The sequence below is a fragment of the Sneathiella sp. genome, from assembly GCF_002694385.1.
Taxonomy (GTDB): Bacteria; Pseudomonadota; Alphaproteobacteria; order Sneathiellales; family Sneathiellaceae; genus Sneathiella.
Genome location: NZ_NZMB01000011.1, coordinates 26045 through 50127, shown reverse-complemented (window position 1 = coordinate 50127; position 24083 = coordinate 26045). Strand labels below are relative to the sequence as shown.

The following is a 24083-nucleotide window of genomic DNA, read 5'->3' as shown; positions in this document are numbered from 1 at the left end:
CCGAATGTGGGGGCCGCAAACAGGTTAACAACAGGGAGATTTGAGATGAGGAAAAAGCTGCTTATTGCCCTTGCCGCGGCAAGCGCACTCTTGACCGCACCCAATAGCTGGGCCGATACACCGGGCGTGACGGATGACACGATAACCCTGGGGGAGGTGGTTCCCCTGACCGGGCCGCCAAGCTTGATCGGGATTGCTGAGATGCTCGGCTCCGTCATCGCCGTCGAGGAAGTCAACGCGGCGGGCGGCATCAACGGCCGGAAAATTGCCGTTATCCGCGAAGATGATGGCTATGTTCCATCAAGATCCGTGCAGGCGGCGATCAAGCTGATCAATGTCGATAATGTCTTTGCCTTCACCAACAGCTCGGGCACATCCCATACCCTTGCCGTCATGGAGGTTCTGGGAGAGGATAATATTCCCCTCGTCAACGCCCATGCGCCCGCGACCGCCCAATATACCCCGCCACGCCATAACGTCTTTGTCGTCGGGCAAAGCTATACGAACGGCGTCCGGGAGATGATCCGCTATATGGCAACCCAGAAGAAGGGCGCAAAATGGGCAACCGTCACGCAGGACGACGAATATGGCACGGAGCTTCGGACAGGCTATGATGCCGTCGCCGAAGAGATGGGTCTGGAAACGGTTGTCCAGCTTAAATACAAGCGGGGCCAGAAGGATTTCTCGGCTGAGATGCTGCGGGTGAAAGAGGCCGGGGCGACGGCCATGCTGAACGGCGGGATCATCTCTGAAGTGGTCGCCATGGCCAAGGAGGCACATAAGCTTGGCCTTGATATTTATGCGGGCACTTTATGGACAGGGCGGCTGCCCATTGTCCAGGATCTTGTGGGCGAAGCGGGTCAAGGTCTGATCACGGTGGATTATGTCGCCACCCTGGATGAACCCGCCGGTCAGGCCTTCGTTGAAAAGGCCAAAAAATACCTGAGCGCCGAGCAGATTGAAAAGCTCAACAGATACTCAGTCAGCTCCTATGTCGGCATGCAGCTGACTTTCGAGGCGATCCGAAACTGCGGCGATGATCTTACCCGCGAGTGCTTTATTGCCAAGATGGAGGAGATCAAGGACTTTGATACCGGCGGTCTGATGGGGCCGGTTTCCTTTGGAAAGGGCGTCCGCTTCACGAACCAGCAAGTGCGCATGATCATGAGCGATGTCGCCAACAAGAAATTTGTCCCCCTGACAGACTTCTGATACACAACATCCGTGCGCCGGTCTCCGTCCGCCGCCTCTGCGGATGGAGACCGGCGCGACAATCCGGAAACTTGATACTTGATCTGCGTAACGGGATCTGCCCTCCTCATGGAGGGTGATTTTTTACGGTTTTTAAGGGCTCATTAACATTAAAATGGGAGGCTTATCACAGATCATACGATCAGGTGTTGTGATGAAACGGTTTCTGTCCCTTTCGGTTTTTATGTTTTTAGTGACCTCTCCGGCGGCGGTGCTGGCGGATGAGACGGGCTTTTTTGCCGGTCTGGATGTGCTCGGCGGCGTGGCGGGGGGATCATCCGATACCACCAATGGCGGCGCGCCCGTTGCCGGGGGCGGCGTTGCCCATGATGTCGATTTCGGCAACACAATCGGCGCGGGCGGTCATGTCGGCTACCGGTTCACCCCGGCCGTATCAACTTCTCTCAGCTATCAGCATATCCGGGGCGACATAAGCTGGACAGCGGATTTCCCGCTGTTTGGCGGTTCCTCGAAATATGAGGGAACTGCCATCAGCAATGTGGTGATGGGCAACATCGCCTATGACCATCCGCTGTCGAATAGGCTCGCCGTCCGGGGCACGCTGGGGCTCGGGCTGACGTTCAACAGCTTGTCAGGTATCACCGAAACCGATAATCCATCGGGAGTTTTTATTTCCGATGTGCAGGACGAGACAAAAATCAGCCCCGTTGCGCAGATTGGCGCCGGGCTCCGCTATCATGCCCGCGACAATATCGCTTTGGGGCTGGACGCCCTGTTTGCCTATTCCGGGGACTTTAAAACCGGCAATACAAGAAGCGGAAACCTTGGCGTGACCTCTATCAATCCCTATGAAATCGAGGATGTCTGGCGCGCCAGCCTCGGCGTTTCCCTCACCATCGGTTTCTGATCGGGAACGCCGCTCAGCTCTTCTGCAATACCGCCAGTCCCTTGCCAAGGATGGGACCGGTCGGCTTGCCGGTGGGAGAGCCGCCAAGCGGTTCCAGCGTCACCTCGTAAAGCTGCTGCGGCTTCGGCTGCGGCAGATCCGGCCCGTCCACGACCGCAGGCCTGACCCCCGGCAGAATACCGAGCGAGACCGGCCCCGTTTCCGGCGACGGCAGGGTCCAGAGCTGCAATGTCTTGTCGGCCGGGACGTCAACATCCGAGACGAACCTGATTTGCGCCGTTGAGTTTCCGTAATCCTCGACAATTGCCTGGGCGACGCCGTTCGCATCCAGCAGCACGGCCACCACGACCGGATCGGGCTTGTTGAACGGCAGATAGCTGCCGATGATGATGCCGATTGCCGCCGCGGCCGCCGCTGGCCAGAACACCTGCCGCGACAGCCAGGAGGATTTTTTCCCGCGCGTTGTCATGGGCACCACTTTCGGCGCGCGGGTCTCCGGACCAGGATCGGCGTCGAGGGACTGCTTCACCGTCTCTGCAAAACCGTCCCGCAGCACCGCCTCCGGGGCGGTCATATCGAGCGGCAGGAAGCGATCCCGCGCGTGTCCGACCGCCTTTGCCAGCTCGATATTCGTCTGCATCTCGGTTTCAACCGCTTCTGCCTCCAGCGGTTCCAGCAGGCCGAGCACATATTCATCGGCGAGGCGGGCGAGATTGTCTTTGTCCATGTTCATGACAGGCACCCCCGCAAGGACACAAGGCTGCGCCGGACCCAGGATTTCACCGTCCCGAGCGGCACTTTCAGCCGCGCCGATATTTCGCCATGGGTGAAGCCAGCGACATGCGCCAGCAATATCGCCTCCCGTCCGGAGGCATCCAGCAGGGCCAGACAATCCTTCAGCTTCGTCGGCCCGGACAGCATTTCCCAGCCTTCCAGCGGCACACTCTCCTGCCGGGCATCCTGCACGGCCGTCAATTCATCCGGGGACAAGGTCATCAGGCGGGCCTCATCGCGCAGAATATTGCGGCACCGGTTGCGCAAGATGGCATAGAGCCACCCTTTGGCCGAGCCGGTATCGGCCCGGTATTGCGCCGCCTTGCGCCACACCTGCACCATTGTGTCCTGCACGGCCTCTTCCGCCAGGTCCCGGCGCGTCAGCATGCGCATGGCAACGCCGAGCAGGCGCCCGCCTTCCTCACCGAGGAGCCTGTCAATGCCGCGTTTATCGCCTGCCGCGCACATGCCGACAGCCTCCTCAACGGAGCAGATTTCAGAACTGGCGGCGTCGGTCACATCATTATCCCGGGTTGGAGAGCTTATTCAGTTCAACATCAGTATGCCCTTAAATGGTCCTAAAATTTCAAGAAAAAATAAATTTTTATTTTTTTTGCATCCAAATCCGTCCCTGCCGTGTCTTCCCATCAGAGCCGCCCGAATGTGTCGCTCTTCATGATAACAACTGAACGATAGAAAGGTTCTCACATGTTACGTATGACAATTGCAACGTCCGCCGCTCTCGCCGCTTCAATTTCCGCCGCCGCCGCCGCGCCCGCGGTCGGGCTGGTGGGCGACAAGACGCTGGTGATGTTCGATACGGACACACTTGCCGTCTCCGCCACCATGGAGGTAACCGGCGTCGACAGCCTGGTCGGCATTGATGTGCGCCCGTCCAACTGGACCCTGATCGGCGTCACCCCGGATAACGTTGTTGTCACCATCGACATGAAATCCGGCGCCGCGACCGAGCTTTCCAAGATGGACAAGCCGCTGCCCATGGATGGCAAGGCCGTCATCGTCGATTTCAATCCGGCCGCGGATAAACTCCGCTATATGACCGGCACGACAAACCACCGCGTTGATGTCGATACAGGTGCCGTCACGGTTGATGGCAGCCTCGCCTATCAGGAAGGCGATATGCACAAGGGGGAAATGCCGGAAATCGTTGCCGCCGCCTATATCAACAGCTATGGCAAGCCGGAAAAGACCGCCATGTATGATGTGGATGCCACGATCGGCGCGCTGATCCGTCAGACATCGCCCAACGACGGCACCCTGGCCGCCATCGGCAAGTTCGGCTTTGAAGGCTCCGGCGCCTATGCCTTTGATGTTCAGACAACGAAGGACATGAAGAATATGGCCTGGCTCGTCAACCAGAATACGCTCTACAGCGTGGATCTGGAAACCGGCAAGGCGACAAGCACCGGCATGGTCACGGGTGCCCCCGGGGAAATCCGCGATATTACCGTTCTGCCGAAGATGTAAAGACGGGTCTCTACCGACAGGCGCGGCTTTCGGGTCGCGCCTGTTATCCTGTCTGCATTAATTAGCCGCCGGGGATGCCCGGCATCATTCCGCCTTGATCGCCCGCCCCTTTCACGATAACACTCCTGCACACACCACACAGACAGGGCGCGCCAGTGACAGACCGCAGAAAAACCGTGGCCATTGTCGGGGCCGGACCGGCCGGGTTGATGGCCGCCGAAACCTTGAGCACGCATGCCGGTCTGGCTGTTCATGTGTTTGATCACAAGCCGTCTGTCGCCCGAAAATTCCTGATTGCGGGGCGCGGCGGGCTGAACCTGACCCATTCGGAAAATATCGCAGGCTTCGCCGAAAAATATGCGGAGAATTCCGCCCGTTTTGCGACATATCTGAAGCGCTTTTCACCGGACGATATGATCGGCTGGGCCACCTCGCTCGGCATTGAGACCTTCAAGGGCTCCAGCGGGCGGGTCTTTCCCGTGGGGCTGAAGGCAACGCCGCTGCTGCGGGCCTGGCTCCGGCTTCTTGATCAGCGGCAGGTGCAATTTCACCTGCGTCATTCATGGATCGGCACCACAGATACCAACCGCCTCATATTCCGCACCGATGGCAACAGCCAGAGTGAATTTGCGGCGGACGCCATTCTCTACGCCATGGGCGGTGGCAGTTATGCCCATCTCGGCTCCGACGCGGCATGGATTTCGCCGCTGGCCGCGCGCGGTCTCGACATCGCCCCCCTCGCCCCCAGCAATTGCGGCTTCACTGTGGGTTGGAGTGATTTCTTCCTCGGTAAGTTCGAAGGCAGCCCGCTCAAGAATATCGCGATTTCCTTTGACCGGCGATCAATCCCCGGCGATCTGGTCGTAACCCGGGCGGGGCTTGAGGGCGGGGCGATATATGCGCTCAGCAAGCCGCTGCGCGAGGCGCTGGCAACCGCCGCCCCCGTTGCCGTGACGCTGGATCTGAAGCCCGCCGCGTCCGCAGACGACATAATTGGTCAGCTTTCCCGCCCGCGCGGAAAAATGTCCCGCGCCAATTTCCTGCGCAAGATGCTCAATCTGTCGCCGCTGCACATCGCGCTCTTGCATGAATTTGCCGATAAATCCGATTTCGATGACGCCAACCGGCTGGGCAGGCTCATCAAGGCGCTTCCCGTCCCGCTCACCGGCATGCAGGGCATCGCCCGCGCCATTTCCTCCGCCGGTGGCGTGAAATTCGCCAATCTCACCGACGATCTGATGATCAGGGGCACGGCAGGGCATTTCGTCGCGGGCGAAATGCTGAATTGGGAGGCGCCGACAGGCGGCTACCTGTTGCAGGGCTGCTTCGCCACCGGCGCCGTCGCGGCGGACGGCATCGCGCAGTATCTCGGCATCCGATAAATTCCCCCGTCAGCTTGCGGGCAAATTCTCCCGGCAATGGCGGATCGCCAGATCGCGCAGTTTCGTCTTCTGGATTTTCAGGCCGTTGGCGCTTTCCGTGGTCGGAAAGGCGTCAAGGGCAATCACCGCGAGCGGCACCTTGTAATGGGCCAGCACGGCCGCCGCATTGCGGATGATCTCCTCTCCGTCCGGCGGGCTTGCCCCCTCCGCGGCGATGACGAAGGCGACAGGGCGCGTCTTGCCGCCATGTTCAATGCCGACCACCTGGCATTTTTCAACCGCCGCCTCCCGCTCGATCACCTCCTCGATTTCCTTCGGATCGGTGAGGAAGCCGGACAGACGCAGGAAATCGCCGTTGCGGGCCATATAGACAAAACTGCCATCCTCCCGCAGGAAGCCCACATCGCTGCTGTGGAAATATCCCTCGTCATCAATGGCCTTTTTCGTGGCCTCCGCATTGCGGAAGTAACCGATAAAATTCGTCGGCGCGCGGAATTCCAGAACGCCCACTTCATTGACGGCGCATAATGCGCCCGTTTCCGTATTCCGCACCCGGATTTCCGTTGCGCCCGCAAACTCCCCGCCGCCCTGCAACCGCTGCTCGATCGGCAAAGACAGGGACTGCGTTGACAGAATAGCGTGCAGTTCACTGGCTCCGTACAAACCGACCAGCGGCACGCCGGACGTCGCCATCTGGCGCAGCTTTTCCTCCATCCCCGGGGTGAAGGAGGCAAAACCGCATATCCGCGCATGGTCAAGGGCGCTCCGGTCCGTGCGCCAAATCTGCTGATACATCTCGTCGCTGCCGAACAGATGCGTGATGGCATGGGCTTTTGCCGTGCGAATCAACAGATCAATGTCAAACCGGGTATTGAGATAGACCGGCGCGCCGCCCGCAATGGCGGCCAGCGTCGGGCTTAAGCCGAACACCCCGCAAAAGGGCATCACCGCCAGAAGCCGCGCGCCCGCTTTATCGAAGCCCAGCGCCGTCGCGCAATTATTGGCGTGGATAGCCACCGCCCGCTGGATATGCACCACAAGCTTCGGCGCGCTGGTGGTGCCGGAGGTGGTGAACAGCAGGATCGGGCTGTCCGGCGTGCCGGCCGCCGTCGGGGCGGGCAGGCTGTCGTCCATCACAAAGCTGTCGATGGGCATCCCATGGATCGGCGGCAGCGCCGCGCCTTTATGATCAAGGCAGACAAGCGTTTGCAGCTCCGGCAGGTCCGTGAACTCCAGCTCCGAGATCAGCTTATAGAAATCCGTATATTCGTTCCGCCCTTCGAAGATTAGCATCCGGGCGCCGCTTGATTTCAGGATATGGTGCAGGTCGGCCGTGCGATATCGGGTATTGACCGCCGCGGCAATCGCGCCGAGGCGGGCGCAGGCGAACAGCAGCGTCATCCATTCGATTTTGTTGGACAGCCAGATCGCGACCCGGTCCCCGTCCCCGACCCCGCGGGAGGCCAGCCAGGCGGCATTTGCCGCGACCATCTTCTCAAAGGCGGACGGCGATATCTCCGCCCCCTCCTCCGTCACGAAAATGGGACGGGCATCGCCCGCCTTTTCCCACGCGATCCGGTCCGCGAGGGCGCTGTCGAAGGTAAGCTCCGTGAACGCCATCAATACAGCTCCATCAGCCGTTCATTATCATGCAACTCTTCCGGCATCCCCTCCCAGATCATGGAGCCGGATTTCATGACAACGGCGCGATCGGATATTTTCAATGCCTCCCGCACATTCTGCTCGACCAGCAGGATCGAGAGTTTTTCGCGCTGCTGCAACGCGCGGATCGGCGCCAGCAGATCCTGAAACAGCTTGGGCGCGAGGCCGATGGACGGTTCATCCATCAGCAGAATGCGCGGCCGGTTGAGCAGCGCCCGGCCGATGGAGACCATCTGCTGCTGCCCGCCGGACAGGGTGCCCGCGGGCCGGTTCATGAATTCCTTGATGGCCGGCAGGATATCCAGCACCCAGTCAACGCGATCCGCCCGCTCTTTCTTCGGGATGCCCGCCGCATGCATGCCGAGGGAGAAGATATCCCGCACGCTGAGGCTCGGAAACACCCCGCGCCCTTCCGGCACCATGGCGACGCCGCGGTCCGCGACCTGCCGCGCCGTTTCCTTCGTGGTTTCCTCCCCGTCAATGGTGATGCTTCCCGCCTCCGACGCGAGCAGCCCGAACAGGCATTTCATCAGGGTGGATTTGCCCGCCCCGTTATGGCCGATCAGGCACAGCACCTCATCTTCCCGGAGTTCGACGGAGATATCATTTATGGCCGGATGCCCGCCATATCCGGCGGTGATATTATGCGCGGCCAGAACGACAGATTTGCTCATGTGCGCTCTCCAAAATAAATCGCTCTCAGCGCGGGATCATTGAGAACCTTCTGCGGCTCGTCATCCGCCAGCAGCTTGCCCCGGTCGAGAAAGGCGATCCGGTCGGAAATCCCGATCACGATGTCGAGGTTATGTTCGATAATGCAGACGGTGACGCCCTGTTTCACCTCTTCGCGCAGGATTTCGAGAAATTTTTCGTAGGAATTGGGGTCGAGCCCCGACGCCGGTTCATCCAACAGCCAGAGCCGCGCCTCCGTCGCCATCACGCGCGCCATGGAGAGGAATTTCCGCTCCGCATAGGCGAGATCCTTGGCCCGGATCTTGCGCTTGGACGAAAGGCCCGTGCGGTCAAGGGCATATTCAACCCGTTCAAGACGTGCCGTCCGCTGCGCCCTGCCCACAGGAAGGGGGAGGGAATTATTCTCAACCGCCGTCAGGATATTATCCTCAACCGACATTTCACTGAACAGGCGCAAATCCTGAAAAGTCCGGAGGATCCCCGCGCGCGCCGCCTGATAGGGCTTGATCCTGTTGATCGGATTGCCGAGCCATTTGATGGACCCGCTGTCTTTCGCCAGCTCCCCGGTGATGACGTTGAACAGCGTCGTCTTTCCGGCGCCATTCGGCCCGACAAGGGTGGTAATGATCCCGGCCCGAAGGTCCATCGACACATCATCGACGGCCTTGACGCCGCCGAACGCCTTGTCAACATTACGGATTTCCATCAGGACATCCTGTGTGCCCGTGTGTGATGCAACCATTATTCTTTTCCTGTTTCGGAATGCTTCTTACGGCCCACGATGCCGCCCGGCCGGTAAATCATCAGCAGCGCCATGCCGAGACCATAGATGATCTGCTGGATGGAGCCGATTTCCGTCTGCGGCAGGAAGTCGAGATAGCTGATCAGGCTGGGCAGGATCAGCAGCAGCGCCGCGCCGACAATGGGCCCCGCCTGCGTTCCCGTGCCGCCGATGATGACCATCGCCATGATCAGGACGGAGGTATCCAGCATGAAGCTTTCCACATTGATGAAGCTGAGATAGCTCGCGTACAGCACCCCGGCCACCGCCGTGAGGGCGGACGAGATGACCACCGAAATGGTTTTGATGAGCGGCACATTCTTGCCGAAGGCCGCCGCCGCGCTTTCACTGTCGCGGATGGCCCGCAGGCTGCGCCCGAAACTGGAATGCACAAGCCGGTTGATGATGAACAAGATGATCACCAGCGCCACCACCGTCACGAAAATGAACTGGCTGGGCTTGAAAATCTCAAACCCGGCAATATCCAGCGGCGGGATGCCAATCAGTCCGCCGATGCCGCCGGTGACCCCTTTCCATTCGGAAAAAATGGTGACGGCCAGCACCTGCAACCCGAGGGAGGCGGCAACGAAATACTCCCCCCGCACCCGCAGCGCCGGTAGGGCGAGGATGAGCGACAGCAGCCCCCCCGCCACCATGGCCACCGGCAGGGTCACAAAGATCGACGCATTGAAATGCATCGCCATGAAGGATCCCGCATAGGCGCCGACGCCGAAGAACACCGCATGGGCCAGCGAATAAATGCCTGCATAGCCCATGATGAAATTGAGGGTGACCCCAAGGATCGAATAGATGGAAATGAGAATGAACAGGTTCAGCAGATAGGCTTCCACAGCGCCCTCCTTCTCAATGCGCCGCGGAACGGCCCAGCAGGCCGGACGGACGGATGATGATGAACAGGAACAGGATGGCGAAGGTGACCGCCTCGGTCCATTGCGAATCCACATACAGCAGCGCCAGGCTTTCCGCGAGACCGAGCGCCAGGCCCGCCAGCAGCGTTCCCGGCACACTGCCGATGCCGCCGACAATCGTCGCCGCCAGCGAAATCAGCATGACATGATGCCCCATGGCCGGGTTCAGCCCCGACGTCGCCCCCGAGATAATCGCCGCCGGAACCACCAGAATGGAGCCGATGGTAAAGGCAGAGGCCGCAATAAAGCGCGGGTTCAGACCGAAAACCCGCACCAGTTCGGGATTATCAGCCAGCGCCCGGAGCGCCTTGCCCATCTGGCTGTATTTCAGGAAGCCCCACAGAATACCGAAGAAAACCGCCGCACAGAGCATGGATATCCAGGCGATCGGGGCGACATACAGCCCCTCCATTATCTCGACGGAGAAGGACAGCGGCGTGCTGACCGTCACATAGCCGCGGCCGAAAATCATCCCGACCACATTCTGCACCACGATGCCAATGCCGAAGGAGGCGACGAAGACCGTAAAGAAAGAGCCTTCGTCACGCTGGATCGGCACATAGACAAAGCGGTTCAGCAGCAACCCGAAGGCGATGGCCCCCGCCGTGGCGGCGGCGATGCCCGCAATCAGGCCATAGCCGGATACATTCATGTAGTAAAAAAGATATGCGGCAATGATGAAGGTTGCCCCATGCGCAAAATGAAAAATCCGGGTTGATCCGAAAATCAACGAGAACCCCACGGCGGTAAGCGCGTAGAGAGCACCGGTCTGAAGACCGGTGATCGTCAGCTGTAACGCGAGCATCTGCTACCTATTCTGTTTTTTGTTTACTTGCCGAAATCAATCGTATCCAGAACTTCAAGCTGGCCGTTCTTGACGACCTTTACCTGAATGGGGAACAGCAGCGTGCCGTTGCTCTGGAAGGAAACCGTCCCGCCGACAAGATTGAAGCTTTCCATCTCCTGGCGCTTCGCCAGCAGGTTGGCGCCGGTCACTTCCTTGCCTTCGGCCTCCAACGCCTGGGCGAGAATCGCATACAGCAGCGTGGCATTGTAATAATTGACGTTATAGGCCGTCGGGTCGCGGTTGTATTTCGCCTTGTAATCGGTGACGAAACGCTTGGTGATCGGGTCTTCGGATTCGTAATTCACGCCCTGTCCCGTCGCAATGATGCCTTCCGTTTCCGGCAGGGCGAGCGCGTCCGGCACCAGATAGCCGGAATAGGTGATCAGCTGCTGATCGACGCCATTGTCGCGGAGCTGCTTGACGATCTGGATCTGCTGCGCGCCATAGCTCGCGATATAGACCGCATCCGGATTTGCCGCCCGCACTTTGGCGGCGATCCCCGAAAACTGCTGCGCGGTCGTCGGTACGGACATGGCCTCCGCCAGTTCGCCGCCCGCGTCATTCAGCGTGGTTTTCAGCTCATCCAGGATGGAATTGCCGAACGGGTCATCAATATAGATCAGCACGACGCGCTTGATGTCTTTCTCTTTCACCAGATAGGGCATCACGGCGCGGACTTCGAGATTGACCAGCGGAATGACATTCCAGAAATATTCGCCGAGCGCGGCAAGATCCGGCCCGACGCCGCCGCCATTCACGGCAACCACCTCATTGCGGGTGCCGAGTGTGGAAATCGCCTTCGACACGCCGGTAAAGGCCGACAGGACATAAGGCACATTCGTCACATTCACCAGCTTTGTCATCCCGACGACCGCCGGCTGCGGCAGGCCCTGGCTGTCTTCATAGGCGATGGACATCGGCCCGCTCAGCATCTTGTCCGCATTGATATGCTCCACGGCCAGATCGGAGCCGGACATGAACACATCGCCATAGGTCGCGTTCGGCCCGCTCAACGGGAAAAGTGCGCCGATTGTATGATCCTTGGCGGACGCCGCCCCCGGCACCAGCAGTCCAAGACAGGCGAGGACCGAAAAGGCAGCAAATAGGTTTTTCATCTTTTGCATTGTGACACCCTGTTTGTTGTTGATTTTTGTTGATTTTATTGATTTTTCTTCCACCCAGAATGGTGTCTTTTGCTCCCGCTGTCAACTTGAGAGTTGCGCCGGGAGGCGGCCTATAAAATTTTACCGAAATCGTCTCTGGTGTATGCGGGCGGCAGCGCCACAGTGCCCCCGGCGAAGGGAAACCCGCCCCTGATCCGCTGGCGGGATGGCATAAACCGCTTCCCTTGCGGCCTCCTTTTCCCGCGCCTGCCATGGCAACGCCCCTTCCTTATTCCCCCTCCCGTTATTCCAAAAGCCTCGCCTGACGGGTCCGGCCCGCGATTTAACTCCGCGCCCGGCGGACGCGATTCCATCCGGGCATGACAAAGGGAGCGGAGGCGTGCGGACAAAAATCACGTCACCGCGCAAAGCGTCGATCTGCTGTTCTTCGAAATGTATGTTTCTGGTGAAAATGCCTCCTCTGTTCAAAGGGGTCTCGTCATCGGGAAATGGCCGGGATAGACGGCAACCCTGCCGCACGGCTAAACGCCTCCTTTCGCTGTTGATCGACGAGATTTCGGATCTCCGCGCGAGGGCGCGGAAAGGGCAACATTGGTTTTGTTAGAAAAACGGTGGTTTTGTTAGAAATAATCGTTTTGTTAAAAATATAGGTGGGCGACATCCAGCCGCCGGATTCTCTCGATTAACGGCGCAAATGCCGCAGAAACAATGTGAAATACCCCGCAAACGGCGCAAAATGCCGCCGCGTTGAAGAAACTCTCATAAAAATATCTGAAATTGTGTGGAAATGCTGTTTTTTAAATTAGGCCATTATTATACAGCACGGATCGCCAAAATACAACCATTAGTGATATATATAACATCAGGACAATATCATGCACCGGGCGATGCCATGGCGCCCGGGCGGGGAGCAGCGCCGGGGAGCGGGGGCGGGAGTGGCCCGCGCCCGATGGTTACAGATCCATATCGCCTTCGAGCATTTTTCTGGCGGCCAGATGGCGCATGATTTCAACCGAGCCGTCCGCCATGCCGATCTTGCGCATTGAAATATAGGCTTCGAACAGCTGCATTTCATTGGTGAACCCCATGGCGCCATGGAACTGGATCACCCGGTCCAGCGCCCGCGGGCCGACTTCGCCGCAATAGGCCTTCACCATGGCCAGCTCCTTGGCGGCCGACTGGCCTTTATCGAGAAGCTGCGCCACATTCAGGCTCATCAAATGGGCGGCGTGAATTTGCGTCGCGCTTTCGACAAGGGGGAAGGTCACGCCCTGACGCTCCGCCAGGGTTTTGCCAAATGTCTTGCGCACCTTGATATAATCGAAGGCGATTTCCAGCGCCCAGCGCCCCATGCCGACGCATCGCGCGACATTATAGATACGGCCAAGGCCGGAGCCCCGCATCGCCGTTTTAAAGCCCTGGCCGACCTCTCCCAGAACCTGATCATCGGCCACATAGACATCGTTGAAATGCAGCAGCGCCTCATCCGTATGGGTCTGGCCGAACATCTTGATCAGCCGCTCCACCTTGAACCCTTCCGTGTCCGTCGGAACGACAAAGCCGGTGATGCCGCCCTTGCGCGCCGCCGCAAGCTCCGGATCGGTCACCGCGAAGACAATGGCGTAATCGGCATAGGGGCTGTTGGTGACCCAGATTTTCTCGCCATTGATCCGCCAGCCGCCTGTATCGCGGCGGGCGCTGGTTTTAATCTGCGAGGCATCGCTGCCCGCCCCGGGCTCGGACAGGGCAAAACAGATCGTCTTGTCCCCCAATTGAATGCCGGGCAGGATTTCTGATTTGAGGCGCGGCGACAGATGCTCCAGCACCGCGCTCGGACCCCGGGCCCAATGGGCGACGATGCTGCTGGTGAGAAAATATTTCGCGCCGCAGCTATGGAAAATCTTCTCCCACGCCGCAAAATAGGCGACATGCCCGAGCCCCGCGCCGCCCATATGTTCGGGAACGCACATGGTGTAATATCCGGCCTCGGCGGATTTCATGCGCACCTCGCGCATCAGGCCAAGCAGCTCATCGCTATAGCCGCCGTCGGGGCGGTATTTGCGCCGCTCATCCTCAAAAACATCGGCATGCTTGACATGCAGCGGGATGACGACATTGCGGATAAAGACGCCAAGACCATCGCGCAGGGCTTCTATTTCCGCATCATATTCATAGGCTATGGCCGTCATTTATCTCTCCCTTTTGATTTATGCGCCGACCCGCCCGGCTGTGTCCATTTGTCAGGGTATTCCGGAAAATATTCTGGAATCAGATGTTTATGGGGTGAAGGGCGGCATGAGACCCGGCAATTTTGTTTTATGAACCTGCTTCATCCCACGAAATTCACTTGATGTTTGGAAAAACAATCATGTATATAATATATACGATTAAGATGTGTCAAACGAATGATGACCGGAAATTCGGCAATCAAACCAACCTACGGGAGGATCGGATGAAGAGTATCAGCTTCAGAAATGTGAGAAACATGGCCCTTGCCACGATGGCAATCGGTCTCTTTTCCGCGTCGGCATCCGTTGCCACGGCGGCGGAAACGCGCACCCTGCGTATGGGGGATACGCTGCCGGCGGCAAGCTCGCTCGCAAAAACCATGAAAGAATGGACCGAAACGGTGGAGGCCCGCTCTGACGGCCGCCTGAAAATCCAGTATTTTCCGGGCGGACAGATCGTCGGCGCGAAGGACAGCCTTGATCTGCTGCTGAGCGGCACGGTCGATATCGCCTATACTCCCCCCTTGCGTGAAGCGAGCCGACTGGCCCTGTCCGCCGTCCCGGCCCTGCCCGGCCTGTCCGGCGGCGCGGTGCAGCTCACCGAAGCCTATCTCAACCTGCTGCAGGGCACCCTCTATGACGTTGAGCTGTCGGACCTCGGCATTGTGCCGCTGATGGCCATTCTGACGCCGCAATATGAAATCATGACGGTGCAGAAGGAAGTTGTCGGCAAAAGCGATATGGCCGGCCTCAAGATTCGCAGCGCCGGCGGGGTTCAGGGCGACACGGTAAAGGCCCTTGGCGCCGTGCCGGTCTCCATCTCGGCCCCGGAAACATACACCGCCCTGCAACGCAAGACGGTTGATGGCGCACTGTTCTCCTTCTATAGCGTGCCGATTTACAAGCTGGATGAGGTGATCGGTTATTCGACGACCAACGCCAATCTCGGCTCCTACCCGATTGTCTATACGATCAACAAATCGGTCTGGGATTCGCTGGAGCCGGATTTGCAGAAAATCCTTCAGGAAACCGCGCGCGAAGCGTCCATAAAAACGGCGCAGTTTTCAGACGATGACGCCGCCGCCAATGTGGAAAAATACAAGGACAAGATCAAGCCCGTTGAAATGACCGGGGCGGACTACACCGCATGGCAGGAAGCCACCAACGCCGTGCGCGATGAGTGGATCAAGAAGAACAAGGCGGATGGCCTGCCGGCCGATACGCTGTATGACGAATGGTCCAAGCTGGTAAGCGGAAAATGACAAACGGATCACAGGAGGAACAGCACCCGGGCACGGGGGCTGTTCTTTCGGTTTTGCGCGGGCTGGACAAGGGGTTCAGCTTTCTGTCCTGCCTCGCGCTTTTTGTGCTGATGCTGTTGATTTCGGTCGACGTAACAGGGCGCTATATCTTCAATTCGCCGATCGAGGGCGTCTATGAAATTGTCGAGCTCTATCTGATGCCGACAATCGTCTTTCTCGGATTCGGGCTGCTGCAGCGGGTTGGCGGGCATGTGCGAATCCTCCTGATTTTCGAACTTTTACCTGACAAAGCAAAAAGGTGGCTGGACGTGATCTTCATGGGGTCCGCTCTCGCGGTGTTTGGCGTCGCCGCCGTCTCGGCAGGCTATCTGGCGGTGGACCATCTGATGGCCGGCCGGATGGAGGGGGGGACGGTTCCCCTGCCGCTCGGCCCGTCCTGGGTCGTCGTTGTCCTGGGGCTTGGCTATTTCTGTCTTCGCCTGGCCGTCCAGCTAACGCTCTGTCTGCTCGGCAGGGAATATATTGAGCCGCAGGAGGCACGACCGGAATGATTGCCACCACCCTTTGCATCATCGTCGGCATCGTGCTGCTGATCCTGATTTTCGCGGGCATGCCCATCGCCTTTGCCACCGCTGTTGCGGGCGCCGTCGGCATCTGGCAGATCGCCGGATGGGACGCCCTGTTCGGCGTGCTGAAAACGGCGCCCTACCGGACGGGTTCGGAATATCTGCTCAGCACCGTGCCCATGTTCATCCTGATGGCCGAATTTCTGTCGCACGGGCGGATCGTTCATTACCTGTTCGAGTTTGCCCAGCGCTGGATGGGTCATATGCGCGGCGGGCTGGCCCAGGCGGCGGTATTGGCAAATGTCGGATTTGCCGCCCTGTCGGGATCCAGCACGGCAGCCTCTGCGGCGATGGCGCGCATATCCGTGCCGGAAATGCAGCGTCACGGCTATGACGACCGCCTGTCCCTCGCCACCGTCGCCATCGCGGGCACGCTGTCGATCATGATCCCGCCGAGCCTGGCGCTGATCATGTATGGCATCCTGACGGAAGTCTCCATCGGCAAGCTGTTCCTGGCGGGCGTTATCCCCGGCATCATGACCGGCGTCGCCTATATGGTGACCATCGCCGTCTGGGTCCGGCTGCGCCCCAATATTGCTCCGCCGAGCGAGAGCGTAAACTGGAAAGAGCGCTGGCGCGCCGTCTTTCCCATCTGGTCCGCCCTGTTGCTGATCATCTTCGTCGCGACGGGAATCTATTCCGGGGCCATCGCCGCCACGGAGGCCGGGGCCGTCGGCGCGTTAGGCGCCCTGATCATCAGCCTCACCCATGGCGGCATGAAATGGGATGGCTTCGTCAACTCGATGAAGGCGACCGTCCGCACAACGGCGATGATCTTCGGCATTGTCATCGGCGCCACGATCTTCGGGGTCTTCCTCGCCATGACGCAGGCCCCGCAGACGCTCGTCGCCTCGGTCGCCTCCCTGTCGATGGAACCGTGGATGATCTTCGTCATCCTGATCGCCATCTATGTGCTGCTGGGGTGCTTCATTGATCAGCTGGCAATCATTATCCTGACGCTGCCGCTGACCTTCCCGCTGATCATGGACCTCGGTTACGATCCGATCTGGTTCGGCATCATCCTGACCAAGACGATTGAAATCGGACTGGTGACGCCGCCGATGGGGCTGAACCTGTTTGTCACCGTCGGCTCCACAAAGGGCGCGCGCATGCAGGACTGCATTGTCGGCATCGTGCCGTTCCTGATTGCGGAAGTCTTTGTGATTGCCATGCTCATTATCTTCCCGCAGCTTTCGCTCTATTTACCCTCGCTGCTGCTATGATGACAGAAACGCAAGACATTGATGAGTTCCGCCAAGAGGTGCGGCAGTTTCTCGCGGAAAATCTGCCCTCTGACATAGCCGCAAAGGTCAAGGGCGGCTATGAGCTCAATAAAAACGAGCTGCTGGACTGGCACAAATGCCTCTACGCCAGAGGCTGGGCCGCGCCGGGCTGGCCGGAGGCATATGGCGGGCCCGGCTGGTCGGAGGCGCAGAAGTATGTTTTTGAGGAAGAATGCGCGCGGGGCCATGCGCCCCAGCTCATTCCCATGGGGCTGATTACCGTCGCGCCGCTGCTGATCGCCTATGCCTCCGAGGAACAAAAGGCGCGCTATCTGCCGCCGATCTTGAAGGGGGAGGAAGTCTGGTGCCAGGGCTTTTCCGAGCCCGAGGCCGGATCCGATCTGGCAGCCTTGCGATGCAAGGCCGTGCGGGATGGCGATGATTATATTGTCACTGGCAGTAAAATCTGGACCACCCATGCGCAATGGGCCGACTGGTGCGAACTGCTGGTCCGCACCTCCAGTGACGGGCCGCGGCAGAAGGGCATTACCGTCCTGCTGGTCGATATGAAAAGTCCGGGGATTACGGTGCGGCCCCTGCCCTCCCTCGACGGTCTGCATGTTCTCAATCAGGTGTTTTTCGAAGATGTCCGCGTCCCCGTGACGCAACGGGTCGGGGAGGAAGGCGAAGGCTGGACGCTTCTGAAATCGACCATCGGGCATGAACGGGTCCTGAATGCCGATGTCGGACGGTCCAAGATGCTGCTGCATCGCCTCCGTCATATCGCCGCGCGTGAAACACGTTACGGCGCGCCGCTCCTCTCGCATCTTCCCTTCGCCATGACCGTTGCCCGCTTTGCTGTCCGGGTGAAGGCGCTGGAACTCTGCGTCATGCGGGTGATCAACGATCCCGCGCTGGCGCTGCGGCCGGAATCCTCCCTGCTGAAAATCCGCGGCACCGAATTGCAGCAGGATATCAGCCGTGAGACGAGCGATGCGCTGGGCCCCTATGCCCTGCCCTATCATCGGGACGTGCTGTCAAGTGGCTGGCCGTCGGACCCCGTAGGGCCGGACTATTGCGCCACCCCGACGCCCTTCTATTTCTTCTGGCGCAAGGCATCCATCTCGGCGGGGACGAATGAGGTTCAGCGCAACATCATCGCCAAGTCGCTGTTATCGTCTGACTTCTCCGCCGATGTTCAGGGCCTCTCCGAAGAGCAGAAAATGCTTCAGGAAACAAGCCGTCGCTTCCTGCGGGAGGAGTATGGCTTCACCGACCGCCGGAAAGCCATGCAATCCGGCGACGGATACCGCGAAAAGATCTGGTCAGACTTCGCCGAGATGGGCTGGCTGGCGCTGCCGTTCGCCGAAGCGGACGGCGGGCTTGATGGAACCGCCCTCGATCTGCTGTTGCTGTCGGAGGCTTTTGGCGCCAGCCTTGTCAATGAACCCTATCTTGGATCGGTGGTGCTGGGCGGCGGCATTGTCGCCGCCACCGCAACCGAAGATCAGAAAGAACGCCTGCTGCCCCCCCTGTTCGAGGGCCGTCGCAAACTGGCCTTTGCCTATGCAGAACCGCAATCAGGATATGACCCCGGCCCCGTGACAACGCGCGCCCGCCGGAAGGACGGCAAATGGCGCCTCAGCGGCCATAAATCCATTGTCCTCGGCGCGGCGACGGCCGAAACACTGCTGGTTACCGCAACATGCGACGACACGGCGGGGGAAACCGCCGTCTTTGCGGTTGATGCACAGGCAAAAGGCGTCACCCTGACCGCCTACCCGACCATTGACGGCCGCGCGGCCGCCGACATTCATCTGGACGGCGCGGTGGCCGAGCTGCTGGGTTCGGGCCCCGGAAAGAGTGATCAGGACATGGCCAAAGTGCTGCGCCAGGCAACCCTCGCCGCCATTGGCGAGGCCATCGGCGCAATGGAGGCGGCGGTCACGCTCACGAAAGAGCATCTGAATACGCGCGTACAATTCGGCAAGCCATTGGCCGCCCTTCAGGTGTTGCAGCATCGGCTGGTTGATATGTTTATTGCCGCCGAAGAAGCCCGCGCGCTCGGCCGCTGGGCGGCGGAGACTCTGGATCAGGGGCGCGATGAGGAAAGCGATCATGCCCTCAGCCTGGCCAAAGCCTATATTGGCGACGCCGGGCGGATGGTCGGCGAGCAGGCCGTTCAACTGCACGGCGCCATCGCCATCACCGATGAATTCTATATCGGCCATTATCTCAAGCGCCTGACCGCGATTGACAAGCTGTTCGGCGATACGGATCATCATCTCATGCGGCTTGTCAAAACGGCGGAACGCGAAGAGTAGACATCCGCAGGAACTGTCGGCAGGGCACCAGCCCTGCCGATTTTTTTATGGAAAGAGAGGCGGAGCCGGTCGCCCCCCGAGAGAGGCGGAGAGCGGTTACACGGCGCCCGAGGCGATCAGTTCGTCGATCTCTTCCTCCTTCAGGGAAAGAATATCGCGAAGCACTTCTCTCGTATGCTGCCCGGAATAGGGCGGCGCGGTATAGTCATCGAGGGGCGTTTCGGAAAATCTGAGCGGGTTGCGGATGATTTTCAGGGAGCCGGACAGCGGATGATCCACCTCCAGCACCGTGCCCCTGTGCCGGACCTGCTCATCCTCCAGCGCCTCACGGACATTATTCACCTTCGAATTCATGACCCCGGCCCGGTTCAGGATATCAATCCAGTGCGCCGCCGGTTTTTCCAGAAAAATCTTCTCCAGCATCGGGATGAATTTATCCCGGTGGGTAAATCGCAAGGGCCGCGTTTTCAACAGCGGATTTTGCAGCAGTTCTTCCACATCCAGCGCACCGCAGAGGCGCCGGAACTGATCATCGCTGCCCGCCTGCACGCTCATATAGCCATCCGCGCATTCAAACGTCTGCGCCGGGGCCGAGCCATAGGACACATTCCCCGTCCGCTCCGGCAGGCTGTCGGTGGCCAGATGCACCATTGTCATGGGAGAGACCAGGGCGATGGACGCCTCCATCAGGGAGAGATCAATAAACTGCCCGCCGCCGCCATGCGTATCGCGGTGACGCAGCGCCGCCAGAATGCCAACGACGGCATACATGCCCGCGCTGAAATCATTGACGATGGTGCCGACACGCTGCGGCATGCCGTCCGGCTCGCCCGTCACGCTCATGATGCCGCTGAACGCCTGCATCAGCCCGTCAAGCGCCGGAGAGGTCGCCCGCGGCCCCGTCTGCCCGAACCCGCTCAGCGACAGATAGATCAGGTTCGGGCAGAGCGCCGATACAGAGTCGTAATCAAGCTCGAAGCGGGCCAGATCGCCAACCTTGTAGTTTTCGACCAGAACATCGGAGCCCTTGGCAAGATCGAGAATGATATCCCGGCCTTTGGGATTGGAGAAATCGATCGTGATGGACTTCTTGTTCCGGTTCGCGGCAAGATATTGCGGGGATTCATTGGTATCCTTTCCCTCCCTGTCCCGCAAAAAGGGAGGGCCATAGGCCCGCATCTCGTCACCGACGCCGCCCGGCCGTTCAACCTTGATCACCTCGGCCCCGAGGTCGCCCAGCATCTGCGTCGCCCAGGGCCCGGCGAAAACGCGGGATAAATCCAGAATTCTTATTCCCTCAAGAGGCCGCATTGATCCTCATCTCCAGCTTTTTAGTGTTTTTATTTGTCTGCCGTGATCGGCCTAGAGACCGGTGGTCCTGAAGGCCGCCTTTCCGGCATCGGTATCCATCAGGTCATTGGTCATTTTCTGTTCAAACCGGTAGCCATCGGCCACGCTCATATTCTCAATGGTGTTGAGAGATGTTTTCGCCTTGCAAAGCGCAACGCCCGAATTCGCGACAATCGCCCTGGCCAGCTCCATACTCTCCGCCGCCAGCTTGTCATCGGGGCAATAATGCCGGATGACGCCGATTTGATGCAGATATGCCGCCGGAACGGTCGCGCCGGTAAAGGCGACCTCCCGCAGCAGTGAGTGCGGTAAAATCCGCATTGCATGCCGCGCCCCGCCCAAGAGGCCGATCGTCACTTCCGGAAGCCCGAAGAAGGCGCTTTCCGCCGCGACGATGATGTCGCAGCAGGCAACAATAGCAAGGCCGCTGCCCAGCGCCGCCCCATGCACGGCGGCGATGACCGGCTTCGGGCAATCGGCAATTGCATTGAACATTGCCCGCGCCACACGATTATGCCCGGCGCGCGCGCCATATTCCCCGGAGACAGAGGTGCCTCTTTGTTTGACATCGGCCCCGGCGCAAAAACATCGCATATCCGATTTCAGCAGAATGCATTTCGCGTCAGGATTGTCGCCCAGCATTTCGAATGTTGTCGTCACCTGCTCCATGAATTGCCGGTTCATGGCATTGACAGGGGCGCGTGACAGGGTCACCACGGCAACCGTGTCGATATAGTCAACATTAATCATCAGGCAACAAACTCCACTTAACCAAAGCCCAAAACCGCCCTTGACTGCGGTTTTTATTAATTGGGCCACATAAAATTCCCCGGTATCCCTCGTTCAAAGTCACGGCGAAGAAGAAAGACAACGGGTTAGCACACGACGGATTATCGCTATTCATTCTTGAGCGGCAGGCGCTTTATATTGCGCTACCTATCTTTAATCATGTATATAAGTTATATCTTTTGACGGGAAGGATCAAGCCTATTATGCGGCCATGAACACAGCCTTGAAAAGTCCGGCCGCCACGCCTTGCATCTGGCGACCTGCGGCATGTCCGTCCGGTGATCCCCGCCGACCGCAACAGATGGAAGAACAGCTTTAAGATGTCACGATCAAACAGAAAACTGGTAATGCGTGAAAGTAGTTGCTAAACATTTCCGGGAGCTCAGACAACCCAGTCGACGGCAAGAGTTCTGCGGATTCCAGGAAGGAAGAATGAGTTGGGCGAGAAAATGCTAAACAAGACAATATCTCGGAAAGTTAGAATTCCAAAAATAGCAGAAATTGTTGCGGCGACGATCCGGCGTCAGATCATCACCGGCGAATTCCCCCCCGGCCATAATCTCCCGACAGAAGCGCAGCTGATCGAGCAGTTCGAGGTATCCCGGCCGACGATCCGCGAGGCGCTTCGCATTCTTGAATTTGAGGAGCTGATCAGCGTCTCCCGCGGCTCCCACGGCGGCGCGAGCATCAACGACAGATCCCTGTCCTTCGCCACCCGCGCCATGGGGCTCTCCCTTCAGGGATACAAGGTCACCCTTGGCGATATCTATGACGCCCGTAAAATGCTGGAGCCCATGGCCGCAAGCCTTGCCGCCCAGCGGCGACCGGCGGAGGCCTCTGCCGTTCTCTACAAACATATCGAGAAAGGGCGCGTTGCGCTGGCGGTGGCGGACCATATCCCCGATCACAACGCCGAATTTCATACCATCCTGGTTGAAGAATGCGGCAACCAGACGCTGGCCATTGTCGCCTATACCCTCGCCGGGATCGTCGCGCGGCACCACAGGATGGCATATGGAAAGTCAATTGCGGATGTTCCCAGCAAGCAACGGCAGCAGAAAAACCTGCTATCGCAGGAAAAGCTGGCGGATCTGATTGCACAAGGGGATGCGGAGGGCGCCGAGAAGCACTGGCGGCACCATATGGACAAGGCGGGCGAACGGTTTTTCAACCGCTTTTCAAGCAAGCTGGTCGTCGATATCATGGAAGACCAGTAAACGCGCCCTCTGTGCGCCGAGGCATATCCCCCGGGCCCTCAATCCCATCATACCTGCATTCATCATACCCGCCGAAGCCTGCCCGGCAATCATCTGCGGCGGCGGCAAACAGCAGAACGCCCGATGAGGCGGCGCACCACCTGATTTAGAAGGCTTTCCCTGCTCAATTATACCCAGGGCAGAACAAACTGCCCCGGGATAAAGGTTTTGGCAACCAAAGCCTAGTCATCGGCCTCGTCCTGGATTGCCTCGCCCGCCTTTTCGATATCCTTGCCTGCGCCTTCCATTGTTTCGCAAGCGGTCAGCGACAGCGCGGAAACGGCAAAGATCGCGAGGACAAGAAATCGGAACTGTTTCTGAATTAAAAGCATTAATCTCTCCATCATTGAGTAAGGGCATCCATCCCGGACGCAGGCGTCCAGGCAGGAACCCGTCTATTTCTGTAGGTATTTAGCGGCGGCAAAGCCGGCTATTCCGGCCAGCAGCAACGTCGTCTTCGGGTTGCTTTCCATTGATTTGCCGAATTCTTCAGCCGCCACCGACGCCGCCGTCATGATTTGCGAAAGCTCATCCGACTGGGGCGGCGCTTGCGGTTTTCGCCGCAACGCAACATAGGTGATCAGGGCCACCACAAGACTTATCAGCAAGGCGGCGCCTGCGGTCGCCAACGCCGCCAGCGGTGGCGCCATATAGACGCCCATCCAGCTATAAAATGCCAGCGCGAGAAACAGGATCGTGATGAATGACAGCACGGCGATCAACGCCATGGCCGACACTCCGATCATCCCCCGTTGCAGAATATCGGACTTTCGCGGCAGCAGACTGTTCGTGATGATCTGCTGCACAATCTGCGTGAAAGAATTCACGGATTACCCCCTGTTTCGCAGCAGCAGGCTCGCAAGGAACCCGACGGCAAAGGCAATCGCAATGCTCTGTCCCGGCTTCTGCCGCACATGATCCTCGATGTGGTGGAGGCCCTCATGGCCGCGGCCTTTCAACTCGTCCAGCTTTTCCCTGGCCTTCGCGCCGAGCCTGTCCGCTTCCTCATAGCCGTCTTTTTTGAGAGCGGCCGTCAATTCGGACACATGCTTCTTAAGCGAGGCCAGATCTTCCTTCAATTCATTGATTTCAGGATAGGATTCGGTTGATTTGTTCATTAAAGTAAACTCCATGTTGATCTTGCGTATCCCCCACTAACGAACGGAACAGACAAAAGTTCCAAAATAATCACGCGATGAGAAAAAATATCCGGGCGGCCCGTCATT

23 protein-coding genes are annotated in these 24083 nt (G+C 59.0%); 9 read left to right on the top strand and 14 right to left on the bottom strand.

Going from position 1 to position 24083, the window contains the following annotated elements:
• Positions 1 to 45: 45 nt before the first annotated feature.
• Both CMN55_RS06515 and CMN55_RS06510 read left to right on the top strand, forming a co-directional pair.
• The gene (locus tag CMN55_RS06515; RefSeq protein ID WP_293948740.1) at positions 46 to 1212 is read left to right on the top strand and encodes an ABC transporter substrate-binding protein; all 1167 of its coding nucleotides are present in this window, start codon (positions 46 to 48) and stop codon (positions 1210 to 1212) included.
• Between the two features lie 193 nt (positions 1213 to 1405).
• Positions 1406 to 2119, top strand: a complete 714-nt coding sequence (locus CMN55_RS06510) for an outer membrane protein (RefSeq protein ID WP_293948739.1) — start codon at positions 1406 to 1408, stop codon at positions 2117 to 2119.
• 13 nt (positions 2120 to 2132) lie between these two features.
• On the opposite strand, the gene CMN55_RS06505 is transcribed toward CMN55_RS06510, so the two are convergent.
• Together CMN55_RS06505 and CMN55_RS06500 are read right to left on the bottom strand one after the other, a co-directional pair.
• A complete protein-coding gene (locus tag CMN55_RS06505; RefSeq protein ID WP_293948738.1) occupies positions 2133 to 2852 on the bottom strand; it encodes an anti-sigma factor in 720 nt (239 codons plus the stop codon).
• Complete coding sequence (locus tag CMN55_RS06500; protein WP_293948737.1) at positions 2849 to 3412, bottom strand: sigma-70 family RNA polymerase sigma factor; 564 nt, start codon at positions 3410 to 3412, stop codon at positions 2849 to 2851. Before CMN55_RS06500 ends, CMN55_RS06505 begins: the two co-directional genes overlap by 4 nt.
• Before the next feature lie 189 nt (positions 3413 to 3601).
• Here CMN55_RS06500 and CMN55_RS06495 point away from each other — a divergent pair, with 189 nt between their 5' ends.
• Both CMN55_RS06495 and CMN55_RS06490 read left to right on the top strand, forming a co-directional pair.
• Positions 3602 to 4381: a DUF4394 domain-containing protein gene (locus CMN55_RS06495; RefSeq protein WP_293948736.1), complete on the top strand. Its 780-nt coding sequence runs from the start codon at positions 3602 to 3604 to the stop codon at positions 4379 to 4381.
• A gap of 155 nt (positions 4382 to 4536) precedes the next feature.
• On the top strand, positions 4537 to 5763 hold the full coding sequence (locus CMN55_RS06490) for a TIGR03862 family flavoprotein (protein ID WP_293948735.1): 1227 nt from the start codon (positions 4537 to 4539) through the stop codon (positions 5761 to 5763).
• A gap of 9 nt (positions 5764 to 5772) precedes the next feature.
• Here CMN55_RS06490 and CMN55_RS06485 read toward each other — a convergent pair whose 3' ends face one another.
• From CMN55_RS06485 to CMN55_RS06455, 7 genes are all read right to left on the bottom strand, one after another.
• Entirely contained in the window at positions 5773 to 7383 is a 1611-nt protein-coding gene (locus CMN55_RS06485) for an AMP-binding protein (protein WP_293948734.1), read from the bottom strand.
• On the bottom strand, positions 7383 to 8099 hold the full coding sequence (locus tag CMN55_RS06480) for an ABC transporter ATP-binding protein (protein ID WP_293948733.1): 717 nt from the start codon (positions 8097 to 8099) through the stop codon (positions 7383 to 7385). The genes CMN55_RS06485 and CMN55_RS06480 overlap by 1 nt, the downstream gene beginning before the upstream one ends.
• Positions 8096 to 8860, bottom strand: coding sequence for an ABC transporter ATP-binding protein (locus CMN55_RS06475; RefSeq protein WP_293948732.1), 765 nt, complete (start codon positions 8858 to 8860; stop codon positions 8096 to 8098). Before CMN55_RS06475 ends, CMN55_RS06480 begins: the two co-directional genes overlap by 4 nt.
• Positions 8860 to 9750: a branched-chain amino acid ABC transporter permease gene (locus CMN55_RS06470; RefSeq protein WP_293948731.1), complete on the bottom strand. Its 891-nt coding sequence runs from the start codon at positions 9748 to 9750 to the stop codon at positions 8860 to 8862. The genes CMN55_RS06475 and CMN55_RS06470 overlap by 1 nt, the downstream gene beginning before the upstream one ends.
• A gap of 13 nt (positions 9751 to 9763) precedes the next feature.
• Positions 9764 to 10633, bottom strand: coding sequence for a branched-chain amino acid ABC transporter permease (locus CMN55_RS06465; protein WP_293948730.1), 870 nt, complete (start codon positions 10631 to 10633; stop codon positions 9764 to 9766).
• A gap of 23 nt (positions 10634 to 10656) precedes the next feature.
• Positions 10657 to 11799 (bottom strand): ABC transporter substrate-binding protein, encoded by a 1143-nt coding sequence (locus CMN55_RS06460; RefSeq protein ID WP_293948729.1) that lies wholly within the window; start codon positions 11797 to 11799, stop codon positions 10657 to 10659.
• 953 nt (positions 11800 to 12752) lie between these two features.
• Entirely contained in the window at positions 12753 to 13988 is a 1236-nt protein-coding gene (locus CMN55_RS06455) for an acyl-CoA dehydrogenase family protein (protein WP_293948728.1), read from the bottom strand.
• A gap of 263 nt (positions 13989 to 14251) precedes the next feature.
• On the opposite strand from CMN55_RS06455, the gene CMN55_RS06450 reads away from it, so the two are divergent.
• Genes CMN55_RS06450 through CMN55_RS06435 form a run of 4 tightly spaced genes read left to right on the top strand, consistent with a single transcriptional unit; the run spans position 14252 to position 19462 of the window.
• Entirely contained in the window at positions 14252 to 15289 is a 1038-nt protein-coding gene (locus CMN55_RS06450) for a TRAP transporter substrate-binding protein (protein ID WP_293948727.1), read from the top strand.
• A complete protein-coding gene (locus CMN55_RS06445) occupies positions 15286 to 15840 on the top strand; it encodes a TRAP transporter small permease (protein WP_293948726.1) in 555 nt (184 codons plus the stop codon). The genes CMN55_RS06450 and CMN55_RS06445 overlap by 4 nt, the downstream gene beginning before the upstream one ends.
• A complete protein-coding gene (locus CMN55_RS06440; protein ID WP_293948725.1) occupies positions 15837 to 17138 on the top strand; it encodes a TRAP transporter large permease in 1302 nt (433 codons plus the stop codon). The genes CMN55_RS06445 and CMN55_RS06440 overlap by 4 nt, the downstream gene beginning before the upstream one ends.
• A complete protein-coding gene (locus CMN55_RS06435) occupies positions 17138 to 19462 on the top strand; it encodes an acyl-CoA dehydrogenase family protein (RefSeq protein WP_293948724.1) in 2325 nt (774 codons plus the stop codon). Before CMN55_RS06440 ends, CMN55_RS06435 begins: the two co-directional genes overlap by 1 nt.
• A gap of 96 nt (positions 19463 to 19558) precedes the next feature.
• Here the strand turns inward: CMN55_RS06435 and CMN55_RS06430 are convergent, their stop codons facing one another.
• On the bottom strand, positions 19559 to 20773 hold the full coding sequence (locus CMN55_RS06430; RefSeq protein WP_293948723.1) for a CaiB/BaiF CoA transferase family protein: 1215 nt from the start codon (positions 20771 to 20773) through the stop codon (positions 19559 to 19561).
• 51 nt (positions 20774 to 20824) lie between these two features.
• Positions 20825 to 21562 carry an enoyl-CoA hydratase-related protein gene (locus CMN55_RS06425; RefSeq protein WP_293948722.1) on the bottom strand — a complete coding sequence of 246 codons (738 nt, stop codon included), beginning with the start codon at positions 21560 to 21562 and terminating at the stop codon, positions 20825 to 20827.
• Positions 21563 to 22050: 488 nt separating this feature from the next.
• Here CMN55_RS06425 and CMN55_RS06420 point away from each other — a divergent pair, with 488 nt between their 5' ends.
• Entirely contained in the window at positions 22051 to 22818 is a 768-nt protein-coding gene (locus CMN55_RS06420) for a FadR/GntR family transcriptional regulator (protein WP_293948721.1), read from the top strand.
• Positions 22819 to 23039: 221 nt separating this feature from the next.
• Here CMN55_RS06420 and CMN55_RS06415 read toward each other — a convergent pair whose 3' ends face one another.
• The 3 genes from CMN55_RS06415 to CMN55_RS06405 all read right to left on the bottom strand — a co-directional run bounded on the left by CMN55_RS06415 (position 23040) and on the right by CMN55_RS06405 (position 23975).
• Positions 23040 to 23189, bottom strand: a complete 150-nt coding sequence (locus CMN55_RS06415) for an entericidin A/B family lipoprotein (protein WP_293948720.1) — start codon at positions 23187 to 23189, stop codon at positions 23040 to 23042.
• A gap of 63 nt (positions 23190 to 23252) precedes the next feature.
• Entirely contained in the window at positions 23253 to 23684 is a 432-nt protein-coding gene (locus CMN55_RS06410) for a hypothetical protein (protein WP_293948719.1), read from the bottom strand.
• 3 nt (positions 23685 to 23687) lie between these two features.
• A complete protein-coding gene (locus CMN55_RS06405) occupies positions 23688 to 23975 on the bottom strand; it encodes an ElaB/YgaM/YqjD family protein (protein ID WP_293948718.1) in 288 nt (95 codons plus the stop codon).
• Positions 23976 to 24083: the final 108 nt, after the last annotated feature.